The organism is Streptomyces sp. NPDC058741, assembly GCF_042746715.1.
Classification (GTDB): Bacteria; Actinomycetota; Actinomycetes; order Streptomycetales; family Streptomycetaceae; genus Streptomyces.
This window is the reverse complement of the sequence record NZ_JBHYQH010000041.1, coordinates 41903-60712: the sequence shown is the minus strand read 5'-3', so window position 1 is coordinate 60712 and position 18810 is coordinate 41903. Positions and strand designations below refer to the sequence as shown.

18 protein-coding genes are annotated in these 18810 nt (G+C 73.9%); 7 read left to right on the top strand and 11 right to left on the bottom strand.

Annotation, left to right across the window (positions count from 1 at the left end; all coding sequences use genetic code 11):
• Nucleotides 1-63 precede the first annotated feature (63 nt).
• Nucleotides 64-669, top strand: coding sequence for a GTP cyclohydrolase I FolE (gene folE, locus ACFW6P_RS26380; protein WP_386354289.1), 606 nt, complete (start codon nucleotides 64-66; stop codon nucleotides 667-669).
• A 9-nt stretch (nucleotides 670-678) separates the two neighbouring features.
• Here the strand turns inward: folE and ACFW6P_RS26375 are convergent, their stop codons facing one another.
• From ACFW6P_RS26375 to ACFW6P_RS26350, 6 genes are all read right to left on the bottom strand, one after another.
• Nucleotides 679-1167: a DUF3180 domain-containing protein gene (locus ACFW6P_RS26375; RefSeq protein ID WP_386354291.1), complete on the bottom strand. Its 489-nt coding sequence runs from the start codon at nucleotides 1165-1167 to the stop codon at nucleotides 679-681.
• Between the two features lie 58 nt (nucleotides 1168-1225).
• On the bottom strand, nucleotides 1226-1837 hold the full coding sequence (gene folK, locus ACFW6P_RS26370; RefSeq protein ID WP_386354294.1) for a 2-amino-4-hydroxy-6-hydroxymethyldihydropteridine diphosphokinase: 612 nt from the start codon (nucleotides 1835-1837) through the stop codon (nucleotides 1226-1228).
• On the bottom strand, nucleotides 1834-2193 hold the full coding sequence (folB, locus tag ACFW6P_RS26365) for a dihydroneopterin aldolase (protein ID WP_386354297.1): 360 nt from the start codon (nucleotides 2191-2193) through the stop codon (nucleotides 1834-1836). The genes folK and folB overlap by 4 nt, the downstream gene beginning before the upstream one ends.
• Nucleotides 2194-2430: 237 nt before the next feature.
• The gene (locus ACFW6P_RS26360) at nucleotides 2431-2934 is read right to left on the bottom strand and encodes a nuclear transport factor 2 family protein (protein WP_386354300.1); all 504 of its coding nucleotides are present in this window, start codon (nucleotides 2932-2934) and stop codon (nucleotides 2431-2433) included.
• Entirely contained in the window at nucleotides 2931-3812 is an 882-nt protein-coding gene (gene folP / locus ACFW6P_RS26355) for a dihydropteroate synthase (protein WP_386425026.1), read from the bottom strand. Before folP ends, ACFW6P_RS26360 begins: the two co-directional genes overlap by 4 nt.
• 386 nt (nucleotides 3813-4198) lie before the next feature.
• Nucleotides 4199-6034: a phosphatidylglycerol lysyltransferase domain-containing protein gene (locus ACFW6P_RS26350; protein WP_386425022.1), complete on the bottom strand. Its 1836-nt coding sequence runs from the start codon at nucleotides 6032-6034 to the stop codon at nucleotides 4199-4201.
• A 233-nt stretch (nucleotides 6035-6267) separates the two neighbouring features.
• On the opposite strand from ACFW6P_RS26350, the gene ACFW6P_RS26345 reads away from it, so the two are divergent.
• Together ACFW6P_RS26345 and ACFW6P_RS26340 are read left to right on the top strand one after the other, a co-directional pair.
• Nucleotides 6268-7386 carry an alpha/beta hydrolase gene (locus tag ACFW6P_RS26345; protein WP_386425020.1) on the top strand — a complete coding sequence of 373 codons (1119 nt, stop codon included), beginning with the start codon at nucleotides 6268-6270 and terminating at the stop codon, nucleotides 7384-7386.
• A gap of 135 nt (nucleotides 7387-7521) precedes the next feature.
• Nucleotides 7522-8871, top strand: coding sequence for a hypothetical protein (locus ACFW6P_RS26340; protein WP_386425017.1), 1350 nt, complete (start codon nucleotides 7522-7524; stop codon nucleotides 8869-8871).
• A gap of 118 nt (nucleotides 8872-8989) precedes the next feature.
• Here ACFW6P_RS26340 and ACFW6P_RS26335 read toward each other — a convergent pair whose 3' ends face one another.
• Together ACFW6P_RS26335 and ACFW6P_RS26330 are read right to left on the bottom strand one after the other, a co-directional pair.
• Nucleotides 8990-10324, bottom strand: a complete 1335-nt coding sequence (locus ACFW6P_RS26335; RefSeq protein ID WP_386354314.1) for a PH domain-containing protein — start codon at nucleotides 10322-10324, stop codon at nucleotides 8990-8992.
• 395 nt (nucleotides 10325-10719) lie between these two features.
• A complete protein-coding gene (locus ACFW6P_RS26330) occupies nucleotides 10720-11250 on the bottom strand; it encodes a PH domain-containing protein (protein ID WP_386354317.1) in 531 nt (176 codons plus the stop codon).
• A 31-nt stretch (nucleotides 11251-11281) separates the two neighbouring features.
• On the opposite strand from ACFW6P_RS26330, the gene ACFW6P_RS26325 reads away from it, so the two are divergent.
• Complete coding sequence (locus tag ACFW6P_RS26325; protein WP_386354320.1) at nucleotides 11282-12433, top strand: NADH-quinone oxidoreductase subunit D; 1152 nt, start codon at nucleotides 11282-11284, stop codon at nucleotides 12431-12433.
• A 48-nt stretch (nucleotides 12434-12481) separates the two neighbouring features.
• Here ACFW6P_RS26325 and ACFW6P_RS26320 read toward each other — a convergent pair whose 3' ends face one another.
• The gene (locus ACFW6P_RS26320) at nucleotides 12482-13474 is read right to left on the bottom strand and encodes an SAM-dependent methyltransferase (protein ID WP_386354323.1); all 993 of its coding nucleotides are present in this window, start codon (nucleotides 13472-13474) and stop codon (nucleotides 12482-12484) included.
• 202 nt (nucleotides 13475-13676) lie between these two features.
• Between ACFW6P_RS26320 and ACFW6P_RS26315 the strand changes: the two genes are divergently transcribed.
• Nucleotides 13677-14867 carry a sensor histidine kinase gene (locus tag ACFW6P_RS26315; protein WP_386354326.1) on the top strand — a complete coding sequence of 397 codons (1191 nt, stop codon included), beginning with the start codon at nucleotides 13677-13679 and terminating at the stop codon, nucleotides 14865-14867.
• A 125-nt stretch (nucleotides 14868-14992) separates the two neighbouring features.
• Nucleotides 14993-15664, top strand: a complete 672-nt coding sequence (locus tag ACFW6P_RS26310; RefSeq protein WP_386354329.1) for a response regulator — start codon at nucleotides 14993-14995, stop codon at nucleotides 15662-15664.
• Nucleotides 15665-15732: 68 nt separating this feature from the next.
• Here ACFW6P_RS26310 and ACFW6P_RS26305 read toward each other — a convergent pair whose 3' ends face one another.
• Nucleotides 15733-16839, bottom strand: a complete 1107-nt coding sequence (locus ACFW6P_RS26305; protein ID WP_386425014.1) for a DUF5937 family protein — start codon at nucleotides 16837-16839, stop codon at nucleotides 15733-15735.
• 156 nt (nucleotides 16840-16995) lie between these two features.
• On the opposite strand from ACFW6P_RS26305, the gene ACFW6P_RS26300 reads away from it, so the two are divergent.
• Entirely contained in the window at nucleotides 16996-17253 is a 258-nt protein-coding gene (locus tag ACFW6P_RS26300; RefSeq protein ID WP_386354335.1) for a hypothetical protein, read from the top strand.
• A 369-nt stretch (nucleotides 17254-17622) separates the two neighbouring features.
• On the opposite strand, the gene ACFW6P_RS26295 is transcribed toward ACFW6P_RS26300, so the two are convergent.
• On the bottom strand, nucleotides 17623-18807 hold the full coding sequence (locus ACFW6P_RS26295) for a threonine aldolase family protein (protein WP_386354338.1): 1185 nt from the start codon (nucleotides 18805-18807) through the stop codon (nucleotides 17623-17625).
• Between the last annotated feature and the right edge of the window lie 3 nt (nucleotides 18808-18810).

Here is an 18810-nt window from a genome sequence, read left to right as displayed (position 1 = left end):
CCCCAGGTTTTAGCCTGGGGGGCGCGGCTTTTCCGCCATGAGGGACACAGGAACGAGGCACAGATGACCGACCCCGTGACGCTGGACGGCGAGGGCAAGATCGGCGAGTTCGACGAGAAGCGCGCCGAGAACGCCGTCCGCGAACTTCTGATCGCGGTCGGCGAGGACCCGGACCGCGAGGGCCTCCGTGAGACGCCGGCCCGGGTGGCCCGGGCGTACAAGGAGATATTCGCCGGGCTCTGGCAGCAGCCCGAGGACGTCCTGACGACCACGTTCGACCTCGGCCACGACGAGATGGTGCTCGTCAAGGACATCGAGGTGTTCTCGACCTGCGAACACCACCTGGTCCCGTTCCGCGGTGTCGCCCACGTCGGGTACATCCCGTCCACCAACGGCAAGATCACCGGGCTGTCCAAGCTGGCCCGGCTCGTGGACGTCTACGCGCGGCGTCCGCAGGTGCAGGAACGACTCACCACGCAGATCGCGGACTCGCTGATGGAGATACTCGAGCCGCGCGGGGTCATCGTGGTCGTGGAGTGCGAGCACATGTGCATGTCCATGCGCGGCATCCGCAAGCCCGGCGCCAAGACGCTGACGTCGGCGGTGCGGGGGCAGCTGCGGGACATGGCGACGCGGCACGAGGCGATGAGCCTCATCATGGCCCGCTGACGGCTCGCGTCACACCGTGGGCGCCGCGCCCGCGTCGTCGTTCTCGTCGTCCTCCGGGAGCTTGCAGACGTGCTCCAGGAAGAGGGCGGCCGCTATCACGCCGATGCCCGCGACGACCGCGAAGCCGGCGTAGATGGCCTGGTCGCGGCGGGCCGGGATCTCCAGGGACTCCAGGAGGAACACGCCGGTGCCGCCGTACATGCCGGAGACCAGGGCGGCGACCAGGGCGCTGGCGTGGCCGAAGACCACCGCGCGGGCGGCCATCATGGGGTCGACGCCCTTGGCGTCGGGCTGCCGCTCGCGCTGCGCCTTGAGCCGGGCGCGCAGCGAGAGCGCCGTGGCCAGCAGGACCACGGCGATCACCGCCAGGACGATGGGGGCGGCCAGGGGGACGCTGGGGAGCGTGCCGATCGAGTTCCACAGGCGGGCGCCCGCCCAGGACAGGACTCCGGCCACGACGAAGACGCCGGCCAGCAACCTGATGCGCAGCTCTTTCACGGTGTCCCTTCGGAGTCCCCCGGCTCGGCCCGGTGCGGGACCGTCTTGACCTTAACGGCTACTCGGGCAGCCGGAGTTCCAGGTCCTCGCGGGACGTGACGCCGGCACGGGTGACCGTGTCGAGGAGACCGGCGACCGGGCCGCGGCCGGGGAGCTGGGCGTCGGGCTCCAGGTCGTGCCAGGGCGCCAGGACGAAGGCGCGCTCGTGGGCCCGGGGGTGGGGGAGGGTGAGCTCGGGGTCGTCGGAGACGACGTCTGCGTAGGAGACGATGTCGACGTCGAGGGTGCGGGGGCCCCAGCGCTCGTCTCGGACGCGGTGGAAGGCCTCTTCGATCGCCTGGGCGCGCTCCAGGAGCGAGGAGGGCGGGAGGGTCGTCCTGAGGACCACGACCGCGTTGAAGTAGGCGGGCTGGCTGCCGGGGTCGACGCCCCAGGGCTCTGTCTCGTAGACGGGGGAGACGCCCTTGATGCGCAGGCCCGGGGTGTCGCCGAGGGCGTCGACGGCGCCCTGGAGGGTCTCCAGGCGGTTTCCGAGGTTCGAGCCGAGGGCGACGACGGCCCGTTTGGGGTTGGAGAGCGTGGTGTCCGCGGCGTCGACCTTCTCGGTGACGGAGACGGGCACCGGCTGTACGGTCGGGTCGCTGGGACCCTGGATGAAGGGTGCGGTCATGCTCGGCTCCGGGTGATGGTGACGGTCACGTCGTCGAAGGGGACCGTGATCGGGGCGTCCGGCTTGTGGACGCAGACCTCGACCTGCTGGACCCGCTCGTGCTTCAGGCAGACCTGGGCGATGCGCTCGGCCAGTGTCTCGACGAGGTCGACGGGCTCGCCCTCGACGACGGCCACGACCTCCTCCGCCACGATGCCGTAGTGCACGGTCTTCGCCAGGTCGTCGTCGGCCGCGGCCGGCCGGGTGTCCAGGCCGAGGACGAGGTCCACGACAAAGGTCTGGCCCTCCCGGCGTTCCTCGGGGAACACACCGTGGTGCCCGCGGGCCCTCAGGCCGCGCAGCGCGACACGATCCATGCCAATCACTCCTGCAATCGTCGGTCACGGCCGGTCCGTGCCGTGTGCGGGCGCACACCGGCCTCGGTCGAATCTACCCGCGAGCACGGACGGGGCGGCGCCACGGGCCTGCCGGGCCCGGGGCGGGCCCGGCAGGGTTCATCCGGCGTTTCCCCCGGGGAACGCGGTGGCTCACGGGTTGGTAGCCGCTCCTACCCGGGTGTCCGTGATTCCAACCACTTCCTGCCCGTCACCCACTCAGGCGGGGGTGTCGTCGCCCTCGTCCTCGTCGGTCTCGGCCAGGACCGGGGAAGCGTGGTGCGCCCAGAGTTTCCACCCCTGGGGCGTGCGCCGGAACACGTTGGTGGCGACCACGAGCTGTCCGACGAGCGGGCCGAGTTCCTCGTCGCCCTCGGGGGCGGGGCCGCCGCTGAGGATGTTCTCCGTGCACGTGACCAGGGCGGTGTCGCCGGTGACCGAGACGTGCACGTCGGTCAGGAAGAACTGGATGTAGTCCGTGTTCGCCATGATCAGCGCGTAGGAGCGCAGCACCTCGCCGCGGCCGGTGAGCACCGGCCAGCCGGGGTGCACGCAGGAGACCACGCCAGCGTCGGCCGGGTCGTGGTAGGTCTCGTCGACGCCCAGGTCGGAGGGGGTCAGCCAGTGGGACGCGAGTTCTTCGAAGTCGCCCTGCTCCAGCGCTTCGTAGAAGGCCGTGTTGGCGGCCTCGACCTGCTCGACGTCGGTGTGCGGGGCGCTCACCGGGTTCCTTCCGCGCGGGTGCGGGCCCCTTCGACGGCGCGTGCGACGCGTACGGCGTCGGCGCTGGCGCGGACCTCGTGGACCCGGACGGCCCAGGCGCCGGCGTGCGAGGCGAGGGCCGAGACGGCGGCGGTGGCGGCGTCGCGTTCGCGGGCGGGCGGGGGCGGGGCGTCCGGGCCGGCGAGGACGCGGCCGAGGAACCGTTTGCGGGAGGCGGCGACGAGCAGCGGGTGGCCGAGGCCGAGGACCCGGTCGAGGCGCGCGAGGAGGGCCAGGTCGTGCTCGGCGTCCTTGGAGAAGCCCAGGCCGGGGTCGACGATCACGCGGTCGGGGGCGATGCCGCCCTCCAGGACGGCTTCCACACGCGTGTGCAGCTCGTCCACGACCTCGGTGACGACGTCGGCGTAGACGCCCCGGACGGTGCCGCCCTGCAGGAAGCCGCGCCAGTGCATGACGACGAAGGGGGCGCCCGCGTCGGCGACGGCCGGGATCATGCGGGGGTCGGCGAGACCGCCGCTGACGTCGTTGACGAGGGCGGCGCCGGCCGCGAGGGCGCGTTCGGCGACCGAGGCGCGCACGGTGTCGACGGAGACGGTGACGCCCTCGGAGGCCAGGCCGCGCACGACGGGGATGACGCGGCGCAGTTCCTCGGTCTCGTCCACGCGGGTGGCACCCGGGCGGGTGGACTCGCCGCCGACGTCGACCAGGTCGGCCCCCTCGGCGACCAGGTCGAGGCCGTGCTTGACGGCGGCCGTGGTGTCGAAGAAGCGGCCGCCGTCGGAGAAGGAGTCGGGGGTGACGTTCACCACCCCCATGACCGCGCAGCGGTCCCATTCCGGCAGGCCCGCGACGCGCCCGCGTCCGCTCTGGTTGCTCATGTGTTCAGCGTAGGCCCCGCCGGGGGAGACCAGGGGCCGCGGCCCGGTCCGAATGGACGTCGGGTGGTCGTACCGGGGGCGGTGCGGGGGCGGCGGTATCGGGTCCGGGGGTGCGGGGCGGCGGTATCGGGTCCGGGGCGGTGCGGGGCGGCGGTATGGGGTGCGGGGCTGGTGGGGGGACGGCGGTATGGGTTCCGGGTCCGGTGGGGGGACGGCGGTAACGGGTTCCGGGTCCGGCGCCTCCGTATGACGAGTCCGGCCCGCGTCTCCCCGACGTCGGCCGGACTCGGGGCCGCCCCTTCCGGGCGGGGAGGAGCCCGGGCTGCGGGCGTGGCCGGGCCGGGGGAGGGGCGGATCGGGGTGCCGTCGTGCGGCGTGCGCCTGGTTCAGGCCGCCCTGACGCTGTGTTCCGGCGTCCGGGTGTGGGCGCAGGGGCGGCGGTGTTCCGGGCGCCGGCGGCGCAGGAAGCGCGGCAGGGGCAGGGCGAGGTCGACGAAGCCCTCGGCCTGGAGCGCGGCGATGCCGATGCGGGGCAGGTCGGCGGAGGCGCGGTAGACGACGAAGCGGGGCTCCCAGCGCGGCCGGAACTTGGCGTTGAACTTGTACAGCGACTCGATCTGGAACCAGCGTGAGAGGAAGACCAGCAGTCCGCGCCAGGCACGCAGCACCGGTCCGGCGCCGATCTTCTCGCCGCGGGCCAGGGCCGCGCGGAACATGGCGAAGTTGAGGGAGACCCGCTCGATGCCGAACCTGGGGGCGGCCCGGAGGGCGGCGACGATGAGCAGTTCGTTCATGCCGGGGTCGGCGGAGCGGTCGCGGCGCATGAGGTCGAGGGAGGCTCCGTCTGCGCCCCAGGGCACGAAGTGCAGGATCGCCTTCAGGTCGCCGTAGGGGCCCGGCTGGTCGTCCTGCTGGTGGGCGGTGGCGATGAGGCAGTCGCCGTCGGCGGGGTCGCCGACGCGGCCCAGGGCCATGGAGAAGCCGCGTTCGGTGTCGGTGCCGCGCCAGTCGTCGGCGGCGCGCCGGATGCGCTCCAGCTCGGCGTCGCCGAGGTCACGGACACGTCGGACCCGGGTCTCGTAACCGGCGCGCTCGATGCGTTTGACCATCTGGCGCACATTGCGCATCGCGCGGCCGGCGAGGGAGAAGTCCTTGACGTCCACCACCGCCTCGTCGCCCAGTTCGAGGGCGTCGAGCCCGGTCTCGCGGGTCCACACCTCGCCGCCGGTCTCGGAGCAGCCCATGACGGCGGGGGTCCAGGAGTGCGCCCGTGCCTCGTCCATGAAGCGTTCGATGGCGCCGGGCCAGGCCTCGACGTCGCCGATCGGGTCGCCGCTGGCGAGCATCACGCCGGAGACCACGCGGTAGGTGACGGCCGCCTTGCCGCTGGGGGAGAAGACGACGGCCTTGTCGCGGCGCAGGGCGAAGTGCCCCAGGGAGTCGCGGCCGCCGTGCCGCCGCAGCAGGGCGCGCAGCCGGGCCTCGTCCTCCTCGGTGAGCTGTGCGGCGGGGTGTTCGGGGCGGAAGGCGAGGTAGACGGTGGTGACGGCGGTGAGCAGACCGAGGGCGCCGAGGGAGAAGGCGACGGTCCAGGAGGTGCTGCCCTGGTAGGCGACCGGGCCCTCGAAGCCGAACAGGCCGTAGAGGACGTGCGTGATGCGGTCGGCCAGGCTCGGGTCGCCGATCATGTGGTCGCCGTTGACGCTGACGACGAGCAGGCCCAGCAGCAGCGAACCGGCGCTCATGAGGACGAAGTTGGCCAGTGCCCGCCAGCGGCTGCGCGGGTCGGGTAGGGCGTCGAACTGGTCGCGGTGGCGCAGCAGGGGAGCCAGCAGGGCCAGGGAGAGCAGGACGCCGACGAGGGAGTGCCGGTAGGTGAACTGCGCGACGGCACCGGCGGGGAGCAGGGCCACGGCCGCCCGCCAGGCCCGGCGCTTGCCACGCCTGAGTCCGTGGGCGAGCAGCAGCAACAGCACGCCCGCGCTGAGGGACAGGGCGGCCGCGAAAGGGCCGAGCGCGCCGGGCAGCACCTCGGCGAGGGCGTGCATCCGGCTGTGCCGGAAGCGGGGGAAGACGCCCGCGGCGATGTCCAGCAGGCCCACGCCGGCGCAGGCTCTGCCGACGAGGACGGGGACGGACTCGGGGCGTGGCCCGCGCAGCACCCGGCTCACCCGGCCCGAGGGGACCGACCTGCCGCGGCGGACGGGAACCTCACCCGACATTTCCTCATCTGTCCTGACAGACATCGCATCCCGTAGTTCCGCGAGAGATCTTGGATCCGGTGCCGATTCGGGCATCCGGCGACATTACGCCCTCTAGGACGGTGTCTCGGGGGGAGAGGTTCACTCCCCCTGTCAAAGTCGGTTCAAAGGCGGAGGAAAGTCGGGGACAAGCCCGCGCGAAGGCGTGCTCGCGGGGGCCGGCCCGGGCGGAGAGCGCGAGCGGGTGACCACCCATGGGTCTGACGAGCAACAGCGTGCTGGTGTCGGCGGTGCTGTCCGCCGTGCTCCTGTTCGCGGGCACGGTCTGGCTGTGGCCGCGGCTGGCCCGGCGCACCTGGCGTGCCGTGGGCGGGCGCATCGGCCTGCTGCTGGCCACCCAGCTGGCGCTGTTCGCCGCGGTGGGTCTGGCCGCCAACCAGGCCTTCGGGTTCTACGCGAGCTGGGCCGACCTGTTCGGGCAGGAGGGGGAGCAGGGCGTGGTCGTCGACCACACGCGCGGGGGCGGGCCGCTGGAGGTGGTCGCCTCCCGGCGGGTGCCGGGGGCGGGCGGGGCGCGTCCGGAGGCGGGGGGCCGTATTCAGCAGGTCGGCATCGCGGGCCGTACGACGGGTATCGTCACGTCCGCGTACGTCTATCTGCCGCCGGAGTACTACCAGAAGCGGTACCGCACGCGCGGGTTCCCGGCCGCCGTGGTGCTGACCGGTTATCCGGGCACCGCGTCGGCCCTGGTGGAGAAACTCCGTTATCCGCTCACTGCGTTGGAACTGGCCCGGGCGGGACGTGCCCGGCCGATGATCCTCGTCATGCTGCGGCCGACGCTGGCGCCGCCCCGGGACACCGAGTGCGTGGACGTCCCGGGCGGGCCGCGGACCGAGTCGTTCTTCGCGCGCGATCTGCCCGACGCGCTGCGCGCGCACTACCGGATCCCGGCCGGGCCCGGCGGACTCGGCATCATCGGCAACTCCACCGGCGGCTACTGCGCGTTGAAGATCGCCCTGCACCATCCCCGGGTGTACTCGGCGGGGGCCGGACTCTCCGCTCACTACAAGGCGTCGGTCGACGCCACGACGGGTGATCTCTTCCAGGGCGACAAGCAGCTGCGCAATCGCGCCGACCTGTGGTGGTGCCTGGCGAACACGCCCGCTCCCGACATCTCTTTGCTGGTCACCAGCAGCAGGCGGGGAGAGGCCGGCCACGGGGACACGCTGAGGTTCATAGACAGGGTGAAGGCCACCGGGCGCACGCGGATCTCCTCGATCGTCCTGGAAAGCGGCGGGCACAACTTCACCACCTGGCGGCGGGAGATTCCGGCGGCGCTGGAGTGGATGAGCGGGCGGCTGAACATCCGCTGAAAATGATCTTGGGAATTGCCCGAGCGATTGACTCCGCTTCTTCCCGAGTTCTGATGCGGCGTGACGCTCCCGAAATGGCTTTGTTTTTGCGGGGTGGCTCACCACGATTCGCCTACGCGCGGTAAGTTTCTGGCCATGCCACGTGGACGTCATCGCCATTCCCCGCCCCTGCACAGGCTGCTGCCCCCGTCGGCGATCGCAGGCGTCTCCCTCGTCTGCGCCCTGGGGCCCTGGGTGTTCACGGATCCGGCCGTGCTCCGCGGTCTGGCCGCGGCCGCCGCGGCGACGGCGGTCGTCGGCGCGGTCGTGCTGCGCCGCTGGGACATCCAGGCGGGCAAACGCGTCGCCGACCTCACGCGCGCGCGGGCGAGCGACGAGTGGCGCTTCGAGGAGCGGGTCGCCGAACTCGAGTCCGACCTCGAGGAGTCCCGCGAACTGCGCGGAAAGCTGGAGCAGCGGCTGCGGGCCAAGCGCAGCGAACTGGCCGGGCTGCGCAACGAGCACGCCGCGCTGCTGCGCCGGTACGCCACGTCGGAGACCCAGCGCGCCAGCGTCCTTGAGGAGCGCCGGGTGCTCGAGATAGAGGCGACGGCCCCGGTACGGGCGGCCCTGCCTGCGGGGGCCTCCGTCAGTGCCGCCGCCCCGAACGGGCGGGACGAGGCGGCCGCCGGGGTGTTCGGCGCCGGGGCCGCGGGTGCCGGCGCTGCGGGGGCCGGGGCTTCCGCCGTCGAGGCCCTCGCCGTGGAGGAGGGGCCCGCGGTTCCCCCGGTGTTCTCGCCCGAGGGGTCCCGGCTGTTCCTCCGGGCCAAGGCCGCGCTCGCCCGCTTCGACGACGGCGAGACGGTTCCCGACCCGGACGGCGGCGGTGACGGCGACGGCGACGGCGTCCCCAAGGGCGACGACGACGCCGCGCCCGCGCAGGAGCGCGAGCAGGTCCGGTCGGAGCAGAGTGGACAGGCCGCGGCAACCGAGCCGCAGGGGCCGTCCGGCGCGGTCGGCGAGCACGCGGCCGGGGCGGCCGGCTCCGGGACCGGGGGCGCTGCCGCTCGCACCGCGACCTCCGCTGAGCACCCCGCCTCCGCCGCCCCCTCCGCCGACCCCGGCACCCCCGCCGCCGTGCGGGCCGAGGGCGAGCGGCTGCCGGAGCAGGGCCGGGCCGGGCGGGCGGCTTCCGGTCACTTCACCGTGCCGACCGCCGTGGCCGTCGCCCCGCAGCCGCCGACGCGGCGACCGGTGAGCGAGGGCGGATTCGACTTCTTCGGCACCAAGAAGGGCACCTCGCGGGCCGCCCTGGAGGCCGTGCAGAACGAGGACCTCGCCGATGTCGTCGGCCAGGAGGCGCTCGCGCTGCACAAGGCCGAGACCGAGGCCCACTACAAGCCGGCGGACGCCGAGTCCCGCGGCATCGGCCAGGTCATCGACCTGACGGCGCACGACGAGACCGAGCAGATCGACGTACAGGGGCTGCGCAGCCGGGTGTCCTGACCCCGGGCCGTGCGGTCGGGTGTGCTGGCCGGCGTAGCGGGGCGCCGGGCCGTGCGGCCGGGTGTCCTCACCCCGAGGTGGACACGAGCCCCCGACTGCGGTCGGGGGCCTTCGTGCGTCATGCCATCCAGCGGTCCGGTCGCGCGTCCCTGCGTCCCGTGCGGGATCGTTCCGCCTGCGCCGCGAGCAGCTCCCGCGCCTCCCGCGCGTCCCTCAGGCGCGCCGTCACCACCTTGTTCCCGCCCGTGTCCACGTGGACGTCGGCCACCCCCCGAGCGCGCTCCCACGGCCCCTGGGTCATCCGGACGCTCTGCACCTTGGCGTGCGGGACCAGGGCCAGGCTGCGGCTCAGCAGCCCGGAGCGGGCCGCGAACACCGCGTCGGTCACGGCGAGTCCGTAGCCCCGCCACCACACCGGCACGCACCACCGGGCCCGGCGCGGCGACGGCGACAGAGCGCTGTGCGCCGGGACGGTCACGCCCGGCAGCACCCGCGCGACGACGTCCTCGGCGATCTCGCGCGGGGCGACCGGCACCAGCACGGAGTTGGACGAGCCGGCCACGTCCAGCTCCACGCGGACCCACCCGCGCCGCCGCCACAGCAGCGGTTCCACGATCCGCACGGTCTGCACACGCCCCGGCGGCACCGTCTCGTGGGCCCGGTCCAGCAGGCCGTGGTCGATGCGCAGCCCGTCGGGCGACTCGGCCACCGTCCAGTCGTACTCGGCGACGAACCGGCCCACGCTCCTTGCCCCCGCCGCGCCCAGCAGCGGCAGGGCGACGGCCAGGACCGTCCACAGGCTGTGGGTGGCCAGCCACAGCACCGGCGGCACGACGAGCGCCGCGGCCAGCGACCCCCAGGTCGCGCCGGACAGCACCAGCGCCCAGGCGAGCTCCTTCGGCGGCACCCGCAGCAGCCGCCGGGACGGGGCCTCGCCGACCTCGTGCGCGGTCTCGGGCGCGAAGCCGGCGGCCCGGGCGAGCAGCTCGGCCCGCAGCGCCCGGGCCTCACCGGCGCCCAGGAAGGACAGCTCGTCCTTCTTGTCGGTGCCTATGACGTCGAGTCTGAGCTTGGCGACGCCCGCCACCCGGGCGAGCAGCGGCTGGGTGACGTCGACGGCCTGGATCCGCTCCAGCCGGATGTGCGCGGTGCGCCGGAAGACGAGCCCGGTGCGGATGCGCAGCTCGGTCGCCGTCACCGCGAAGTGGGTGAACCACCAGGAGCAGAAGCCGTAGAGCGCGGCGGCCGGGACGATCACGGCCAGGCCGATCAGCAGGGTGGTGGTCGTGAGCCGCGTCAGATGGCGCTGGGCCCCGTCGGGGTCGTGCACGGCCCAGCCGAAGACGACGGCGATCGGTGCCCAGGCGCGCCGCAGCGGGGTGACGGGGTGCAGCCGCCGCTCGACGCCGGTCCCCGGGCCGGTTCCCGGGCCGGTTCCCGGGCCCGTCCCCACGCCGGTCCTCGGGCCGGTCCTCGGGCCGGTCCTCGTGCCGGTTTCCGTGCCGGTCCTCGTGCCGGTTTCCGTGCCCGTCCCCACGCCGGTCCTCGGGCCGGTCCTCGTGCCGGTTTCCGTGCCGGTTTCCGTGCCGGTTTCCGGGCCGGTCCTCGTGCCGGTTTCCGTGCCGGTTTCCGTGCCGGTTTCCGTGCCCGTCTCCGAGCCCGTCTCCGAGCCGGTTCCCGAGCCCGTCTCCGAGCCGGTTCCCGAGCCGGTTCCCGAGCCCGTCTCCGAGCCCGTCTCCGAGCCGGTTCCCGAGCCGGTTCCCGAGCCGACCCCCGAGCCGGTTCCCGAGCCGACCCCCGAGCCGACCCCCGTCCCGCCCTCGGCGCTCTCGGCGGCCTCGGGCGCGGTCACAGGCCCGCCGATCGGGCCTCGCCCAGCTCGGTGAGCCGGTCGCGCAGCCGTTCCGCCTCCGCCGGGTCCAGGCCCGGAATGGTCGCGTCGGTCGCCGCGGCGGCCGTGTGCAGCTGCACGCTGGCCAGCCCGAAGTGCCGCTCCACCGGCCCGGACGTGACCTCGACCAGCTGCATCCGCCCGTACGGCACCACCGTCTCCTCGCGCCACAGCACACCCCGGCTGATCAGCAGGTCGTCAGCGCGCTCGGCGTAGCGCCAGGAGCGCCAGTTGCGCTCGAGCATCACCCAGCCCCAGACCAGCAGCGCCACCGGCAGGACCGCGCAGGCCGCCCAGGCGGGCCCGGCCAGCAGCCACGGGACCAGCCCGGCGGCCAGCGCCGTCAGCCCCAGCCACACCACCAGCAGCAACCGCCGCATTCTCAGCAGCCCGGGCGGCAGAGCGATCCACACCGGCTCGCCCTCCGACACCCGCGCCGCGCCCTGGGCCCGGTCCGGACCCGTCTCCCGCGGACTCCCCGTCTCCATGCGCCCAGCGTACGTAGGAGACACTGTGTCCATGACTCCTACGACGGAGACCCTGGTTGGAATCGGCGGCGCCGCGGAGAGCACCGACATGGTGCTCAACATCGGGCCCCAGCACCCGTCCACGCACGGCGTGCTGCGGCTGAAGCTCGTGCTGGACGGTGAGCGCATCACGCACGCGGAGCCGGTGATCGGCTACATGCACCGCGGCGCGGAGAAGCTGTTCGAGGCGCGCGACTACCGCCAGATCATCATGCTGGCCAACCGCCACGACTGGCTGTCGGCGTTCTCCAACGAGCTCGGCGTGGTCCTCGCCGTGGAGCGGATGCTCGGCATGGAGGTCCCCGAGCGCGCGGTGTGGCTGCGTACCCTGCTCGCCGAGCTGAACCGGGTGCTCAACCACCTGATGTTCCTCGGTTCCTATCCGCTGGAGCTCGGCGGGATCACCCCGATCTTCTACGCCTTCCGGGAGCGCGAGGAGCTCCAGCACGTCATGGAGGAGGTCTCCGGCGGGCGGATGCACTACATGTTCAACCGCGTCGGCGGCCTCAAGGAGGACCTGCCGGCCGGCTGGACCGGCCGCGCACGGACCGCCGTCGCCGACGTGCGCTCCCGGATGGACCGCTTCGACGACCTGGTGCTCGGCAACGAGATCTTCCGGGGCCGCACCCGCGGCGTCGGCGTCCTCAGCCCGCAGGCCGTGCACGCCTACGGCGTCAGCGGGCCGATCGGGCGCGCCTCGGGCGTCGACCTCGACCTGCGCCGCGACGAGCCGTACCTCGCCTACGGGGAGCTGGGCGACGTCCTGAAGGTCGTGACCCGGCAGGAGGGCGACTGCCTCGCCCGCTTCGAGTGCCTGCTGGAGCAGACGCACAACGCCCTCGACCTGGCCGACGCCTGCCTGGACCGCCTCGCCGAACTGCCGCCCGGGCCGGTCAACCAGCGGCTCCCGAAGGTCCTCAAGGCACCCGAGGGCCACACCTACGCCTGGACCGAGAACCCCCTCGGCATCAACGGCTACTACCTGGTCAGCAAGGGCGAGAAGACGCCGTACCGGCTGAAGCTGCGCTCCGCCTCGTACAACAACATCCAGGCGCTGACCGAACTGCTGCCGGGGACGCTGGTCGCGGACATGGTGGCGATCCTGGGGTCGATGTTCTTCGTCGTGGGGGACATCGACAAGTAGGCGCCGGGCAGATCCGCTCGGGGCAGGGCCGTTCGGGGCAGGCGGGGCTCAGTCCCGGAACGGGTCCGGGATCCCGGCGGGCTGCACCAGCCATCCGAAGTCGCCCAGGCCGCCCGGCGCGGTCAGCTCGGCGGCCTCCCCGGCGCTCGCCAGGGCGCGCACGTAGGCGGCGGGGTCGGTGGACGCCAGCGTCAGCGGGGGGCGCGCGCCGGTCACGCCGAGGGCGCGCAGCGCCGTGCGCTGGGGGAGCACCCGCCCGCCGGGCAGCGCGCACGCGTCCAGCGCCACGTGGGCCGTGAGGTCGCAGGAGCCGTCCGGTACGGGCTTGGTCTCGCGGCCGTCCCGGAAGCCGGTGAGCGTCCCGAACGGCGGCCGGGAGTCCGCCGTGTGCGCGTAGTCCACGGCGACGGCCAGCCCCCGGCCGAGCGTCGCGACCGCCGAGGCCCACGCCTCGTCCCTGGGCAGCCCGATCTCCGCCCGCAGCCCCTCCTCGCCGGTCAGCGGCCACCAGCGCTCCAGCCACCCCGCCTCCGCCGGCCCCACCGGTTCCCCGAGCCGCTCCGACCCGTCCCGCCGGACCAGCACCCGCCGCGCCACACCCGCCGGGTCCACCTGCGCGACCTCGACCGGTACGTTGTCCAGCCACTCGTTGGCGAACAGCAGCCCGGTCGTCCCCTCCGGGGGCGCGGCCAGCCACTCGATCCGGTGATCGAGGCCCGCGGGCCGGTCGGCGACCTCGACGGCGTACGCGCGCGTGCGGCCCGCCACCTCGCCGGGCAGCGTCGCGAGCACCCCGCGGACCAGTTCTCCCCGTCCGGCGGCCATGTCGACGAAGTCCAGCACCGGGGGCCGGCCCAGCTCCTCGTCCACCCGGCACAGCAGGCGCGCCACGGCCCGGGCGAACAGCGCGGAGGCGTGCACGGACGTACGGAAGTGCGCGGCCGGCCCACCGCCCCGCCGGTAGAAGCCCCCCGGCGCGTACAGCGCGTCCTGCGCCGCCGCACGCCATCCGCGCCACTGATCGTTCGTCCCCGCTGCCACGGGACCAGGCTAGGGGCTGCCGGACGGACCCGTCGTCGCCCGCGGGGGCGGACGGGAGCGGGACGACCGCCCCTGTACGGCCCGCCGGACGGACCCGTCGCACACAACGACCGCGACTCCACCTTGGGGAGTACGCCCGCCCGCCCCGGATCGGCCCTCCGGTTGACCCCTGCACCTATCCCGCTTCCCTACGCTGGGTTACGTGCAGCGCCTCTATGACTTCCTCCGCAGGCACCCGATGTGGGTCGACGGCACCTGGGCCCTCGTCCTCCTCGGGATGTCGCTGCTGAGCGCGGTGGTGGGCGGCCACCGCTCCCCGGCCGCCGCCGTGCCGATCACGCTGCTGCTGTGCCTGGTCGTCGCGCTGCGCCGCCGGGTGCCGGAGAAGATGCTGCTGCTGGCCGCCGCGGCCGGTGTGGCCCAGCTGATCGCCGACGTCCGGCTGGGGCCCGCCGACTTCGCCATGCTGGTGATCGTCTACACGGTCGCGGCGGAGGGCGCCCGCTGGGCCTCCCGCTTCGCGCTGGGCGCCGGCCTGTGCGCGGCGCCCGTGGCCCATCTGCGCTGGCCGAGCGACCAGACCAACTTCACGGGCAACGTCGCCCTGACGGTCTTCATGACCGTCCCCTTCGCCCTCGCCTGGGTGCTCGGCGACTCCATCCGCACCCGCCGCGCCTACTTCGCGCAGCTGGAGGAGCGGGCCGCCCGGCTGGAGAGGGAGCGCGAGGCCCAGTCCAAGGTCGCCGTCGCCGCCGAACGCGCCCGTATCGCACGCGAGTTGCACGATGTCGTCGCGCACAACGTCTCGGTGATGGTGGTGCAGGCCGACGGCGCCGCCTACGTCCTCGACGCCGCCCCCGACCAGGCGAAGAAGGCCCTGGAGACCATCTCCTCCACCGGCCGCCAGGCCCTCGCCGAGATGCGCCGCCTGCTCGGCGTGCTGCGCACCGGGGAGCACCAGGAGGCCGGCGAGTACGTGCCGCAGCCCGACGTGCAGCAGATCGAGGACCTGGTCGAGCAGTGCCGCGGCTCCGGGCTGCCCGTCGACTTCAAGGTCGAGGGCACGCCGCGCCCCCTGCCCAGCGGCGTCGAACTCACCGCCTACCGCATCGTTCAAGAGGCGCTCACCAACACCCGCAAGCACGGCGGGCCCAACGTCGGCGCCAGTGTGCGCCTGGTCTACTTCGACGACGGCCTCGGCCTGCTCGTCGAGGACGACGGCAAGGGCGCGCCGCACGAGCTGTACGAGGAGGGCGGTTTCGACGGCCAGGGCCACGGGCTGATCGGCATGCGCGAGCGTGTCGGCATGGTCGGCGGCACCCTGGACGCCGGCCCGCGCCCCGGCGGAGGATTCCGCATCAGCGCCCTCCTGCCGCTCAAACCGGCGCACTGACAGCGCCGCACGCCCGTCACTGACACCTGTCACGACCCGAAGACGATCAAGAAAACCAAGAAGATCAAGAAAAGCAAGAAGACCAAGCACACCAAGCAGGTCAAGAGGACACGGAAGAGGCTCCGATGACGATCCGCGTGATGCTCGTCGACGACCAGGTGCTGCTGCGCACCGGGTTCCGGATGGTGCTCGCCGCCCAGCCGGACATGGAGGTCGTCGCGGAGGCCGGCGACGGCGTCGAGGCCCTCCAGGAACTGCGGACCACCGAGGTGGACGTGGTGCTGATGGACGTCCGCATGCCCAAGCTCGACGGCGTGGAGACGACCCGCCGGATCTGCGCGGACACCGACCCGCCGAAGGTGCTCATCCTGACCACCTTCGACCTCGACGAGTACGCCTTCTCCGGGCTGAAGGCGGGTGCCTCCGGCTTCATGCTCAAGGACGTGCCGCCCGGTGAGCTGCTCGCCGCGATCCGCGCCGTGCACAGCGGTGACGCGGTCGTCGCGCCCTCCACCACCCGGCGGTTGCTGGACCGCTTCGCGCCGATGCTGCCGGGCAGCTCGCAGCAGCCCCGGCTCAAGGAACTGGAGCGGCTCACCGAACGGGAGCGCGAGGTCATGGTGCTGGTCGCGCAGGGCCTGTCCAACGGGGAGATCGCGGCGCGGCTCGTGGTGTCGGAGGCGACCGTGAAGACGCACGTGGGCCGCATCCTGAACAAGCTCGGCCTCCGGGACCGGGTGCAGGTCGTGGTGCTGGCCTACGAGACGGGGCTGGTGCGGGCCGGCGGACACGGCTGAGCCCCGCCTCGGCGGCTCCGTGGCTCCTTGGGTCCGTGGCTCCTCCGATCCGTGGGGCCGTGGCCCCGCTAGCGGAGGATGCCTTCCAGGAAGTCGCTGCCCAGCCGGGCCACCACCGTCACGTCCAGCTGGTGCAGGACGTAGCGCCCGCGGCGGCGGGTGGTGATCAGGCCCGCCTTCTTCAGCACGCTCAGGTGCCGGGATATCTCCGGGGCCGTCATGCCGAGCACCTGCACCAGTTCGCCGGTGGTGTGCGCGCTGCGGGCCAGGTTGCGGCACATCCGCATCCGCACCGGGTGGGACAGCGCCGTCAGCCGCAGGGCCAGCTGCTCCAGCGTCTGCGGGGCGGTGAGCTCGGGGGAGCCCACCGGGTAGTGGAGCACCGGCTGCCAGCCGTAGCGGTGCAGCACCATCAGATGCGGCCGGCCCAGGCTCGTCGGGACCAGCACCAGGCCGCCGTCGCCCGTGGCCGTAAGGCCCTCGCCCAGCTTGTCGACCGTGATCAGGCCGGCCGCCTCGTCGAGCGTGACGGCCGGGGAGACCGCGCTCAGCGCCTCGGCCAGGCCCTTGCGGCGGAGGAGGTCCGTCTTGTGCCGCGCGTCCGCCGCGAGCTGGTGGCGCAGCCGGGACCACACCTCCGCGAAGAACGCCTCGTCGCAGTCCTGGAGGAACTGCCGCAGCCAGGCCCGGATCGACGGCGGGTCGGCCAGCAGCCGCTCGCTGAACAGCGACTGCCGGGGACCGCGGGCGGCGGCCAGGTCGAGGACGAGGCGGCGCGTGCGCGCGTCCGTCAGCGCCGTGGGTCCGCGCTGGCCGTACCCGGGGGCGCAGGTGAACTCCAGGGCCGCGTCGACGAACTGCTCGTCGGACAGCTTGTCGAGCTGGTCCAGCTCCTCGGCGAGCGTGGCGCCCGGGAGCGCGCTGCGGCCCGGGATGCCCGCCCAGGGCAGGAACAGGTCCGAGAACGTCGTCCGCCACAGGAAGTCCGCCTCGCACATCCGGTCGGCCAGAGGCGGGTCGAGCCGGGCGGTCACGCCCGTCACCCAGGCCTGCAGGCCCGGGTGGTGTCCCGGCTCGGACAGCGCGTGCAGCGCCATGCCGAGCTCGGCCAGCGGGGAGGGGACGACGGCGACCCTTTCCGGCCGCAGCCCCGCGATGCCGATGTGCACGCCCATGACCTCATGGTGCACCCCGCCACCGACAACGCCTCCGTCGATTGACGGGCCCCGTCAATCGACGGGACATCCCTCCCACACTCGCCGCACGCTGGGGAGACCGGGGCGACCGCGGCGCCTCCGGGCCTCCAACCCCCTGTCTCGAAGAGGCGTCACATGAGCATCACGCAGCAGTTCCTCCTCGACACCTACCGCGCCCGGTCCCTCGGCGCCCCCACCCCGCCCGCGCCGGGCCGGCACGTCTGGCAGCTCGTACGCGAGTGGCGCGACGAGCGTGAGTTCCGGGCGGCCCTCACCGACCACACCCACCACAGGGCCCGCGGCCGGCTCCGGGACGTCTTGGAGCGATGGTCCCGTCCGGGGCGGAGGCGGGCTGCTCGACGCGCCAAGGCACCGGTTGGCCCGAAGGGTTGAGCCGTCCGGGCCGCCAGCCCACCGATTCCCTGGCCCACCAGTCCGACCACCGCACCTCACCTGCCCGGCCGCCGCCCCCCCACCTCACCTGCACGACCACCCTGTCTCACCTGCCCGGCCGCCGCCCCCCCCGTCCCGCAGCCGCCCCACCCGGATACCCCGCGCTACCCGGCGGCCCCGTCCCGCAGCCGTCCGACCGGGCTGCGCGGCGGCCCTGTCCCGCAGCCGCCCCACCCGGATACCCCGCGCTACCCGGCGGCCCCGTCCCGCAGCCGCCCGACCGGGCTGCGCGGCGGCCCCGTCCCGCAGCCGCCCCACCCGGATACCCCGCGCTACCCGGCGGCCCCGTCCCGCAGCCGCCCGACCGCGCTACCCGGCGGCCCCCTCCCGCAGCCGCGCCGCGAAGTCCGCCGCCGCCGTCTTCACGTCCTCCGGCGTCCAGTCCAGGCCGGCCGCCCGTACGTGGACCTCCGTGACCGCCAGGCCGGGGCCGCCGCGGGTCCAGCCGGCGCCGAACAGCACGACGCCCGTCTCCTCGGCCGTCCGGACCGCAGCCTCGGCGGCGGCGTCCGCCCCGTACGGCAGCCAGACCTGGAAGTCGTGGGTGTGCGGCACCTCCGGGTGCACCCGCGCCCACGGCACCCCGGCCGCGGCCAGGCCCTCGCGCAGCGCGGCGGCCACCACGCGCGCGTGCGCGACGTATTCCGGCAGCCGGGGCAGCTCACGCTCCAGGCCCACCAGCGCCGACAGGGCCGTCGGGAACTGCTGGAAGACCAGCCCGCCGTACCGGTGCCGCCAGGCCCTGGCCTCCTCCACCAGCTCCCTCGGACCGGCGAGGGCCGCGCCGCCGAACCCCTCCAGGGACTTGTAGAACGACACGTAGACGCTGTCGGCCAGGGCCGCGATCTCCGCCAGGGGCCGGCCGAGGTGGACGGTGGACTCCCACAGCCGGGCCCCGTCGAAGTGCACCACCGCGTCCCGCTCCCGCGCGGCCTCCACGACCTCGGTGAGCTCCTGCCAGGAGGGCAGCACGAAACCGGCGTCCCGCAGGGGCAGTTCGAGCATCAGTGCGCCGAAGGGCTCCTCGAAGTCGCGCACCTCGGCGGCCGTCGGCGGCCGGGGCTCGTTCGTCAGCCGTACCGGGCGCAGACCGCCGACCTCGGTGAAGGCGTTCCGCTCGTGCACCTCGGGGTGGCCGAGCGCGTGCAGGGCGACGGTCGGGTTGCCGGTGCGGCCCGCCCAGCAGCGCAGCGCCACCTGCTGGGCCATCGTGCCCGTGGGGAAGAACGCGGCGGCCTCGGTGCCGAGCAGTCCGGCGACTTTCGACTCCAGCGCCCCGACGACGCCGTCCCCGTAGACGTCGGACAGTTCGTCCAGGTCGTAGTGGCTCCCGGCCTCCTGGAGCTCCGCCAGGCGCTCCCGGATGGTGCGGTGGAAGCCGAGGCGCGCGAGCACGCGCCGTGCGCTCCGGTGCGCTGCCAGCCGCCGCGCGCGCAGCCCCGTGCCCCGGTCGTCGTCCGCCACCCGCTCATCGCGTTCCGCCGTGTCAGTCATGCC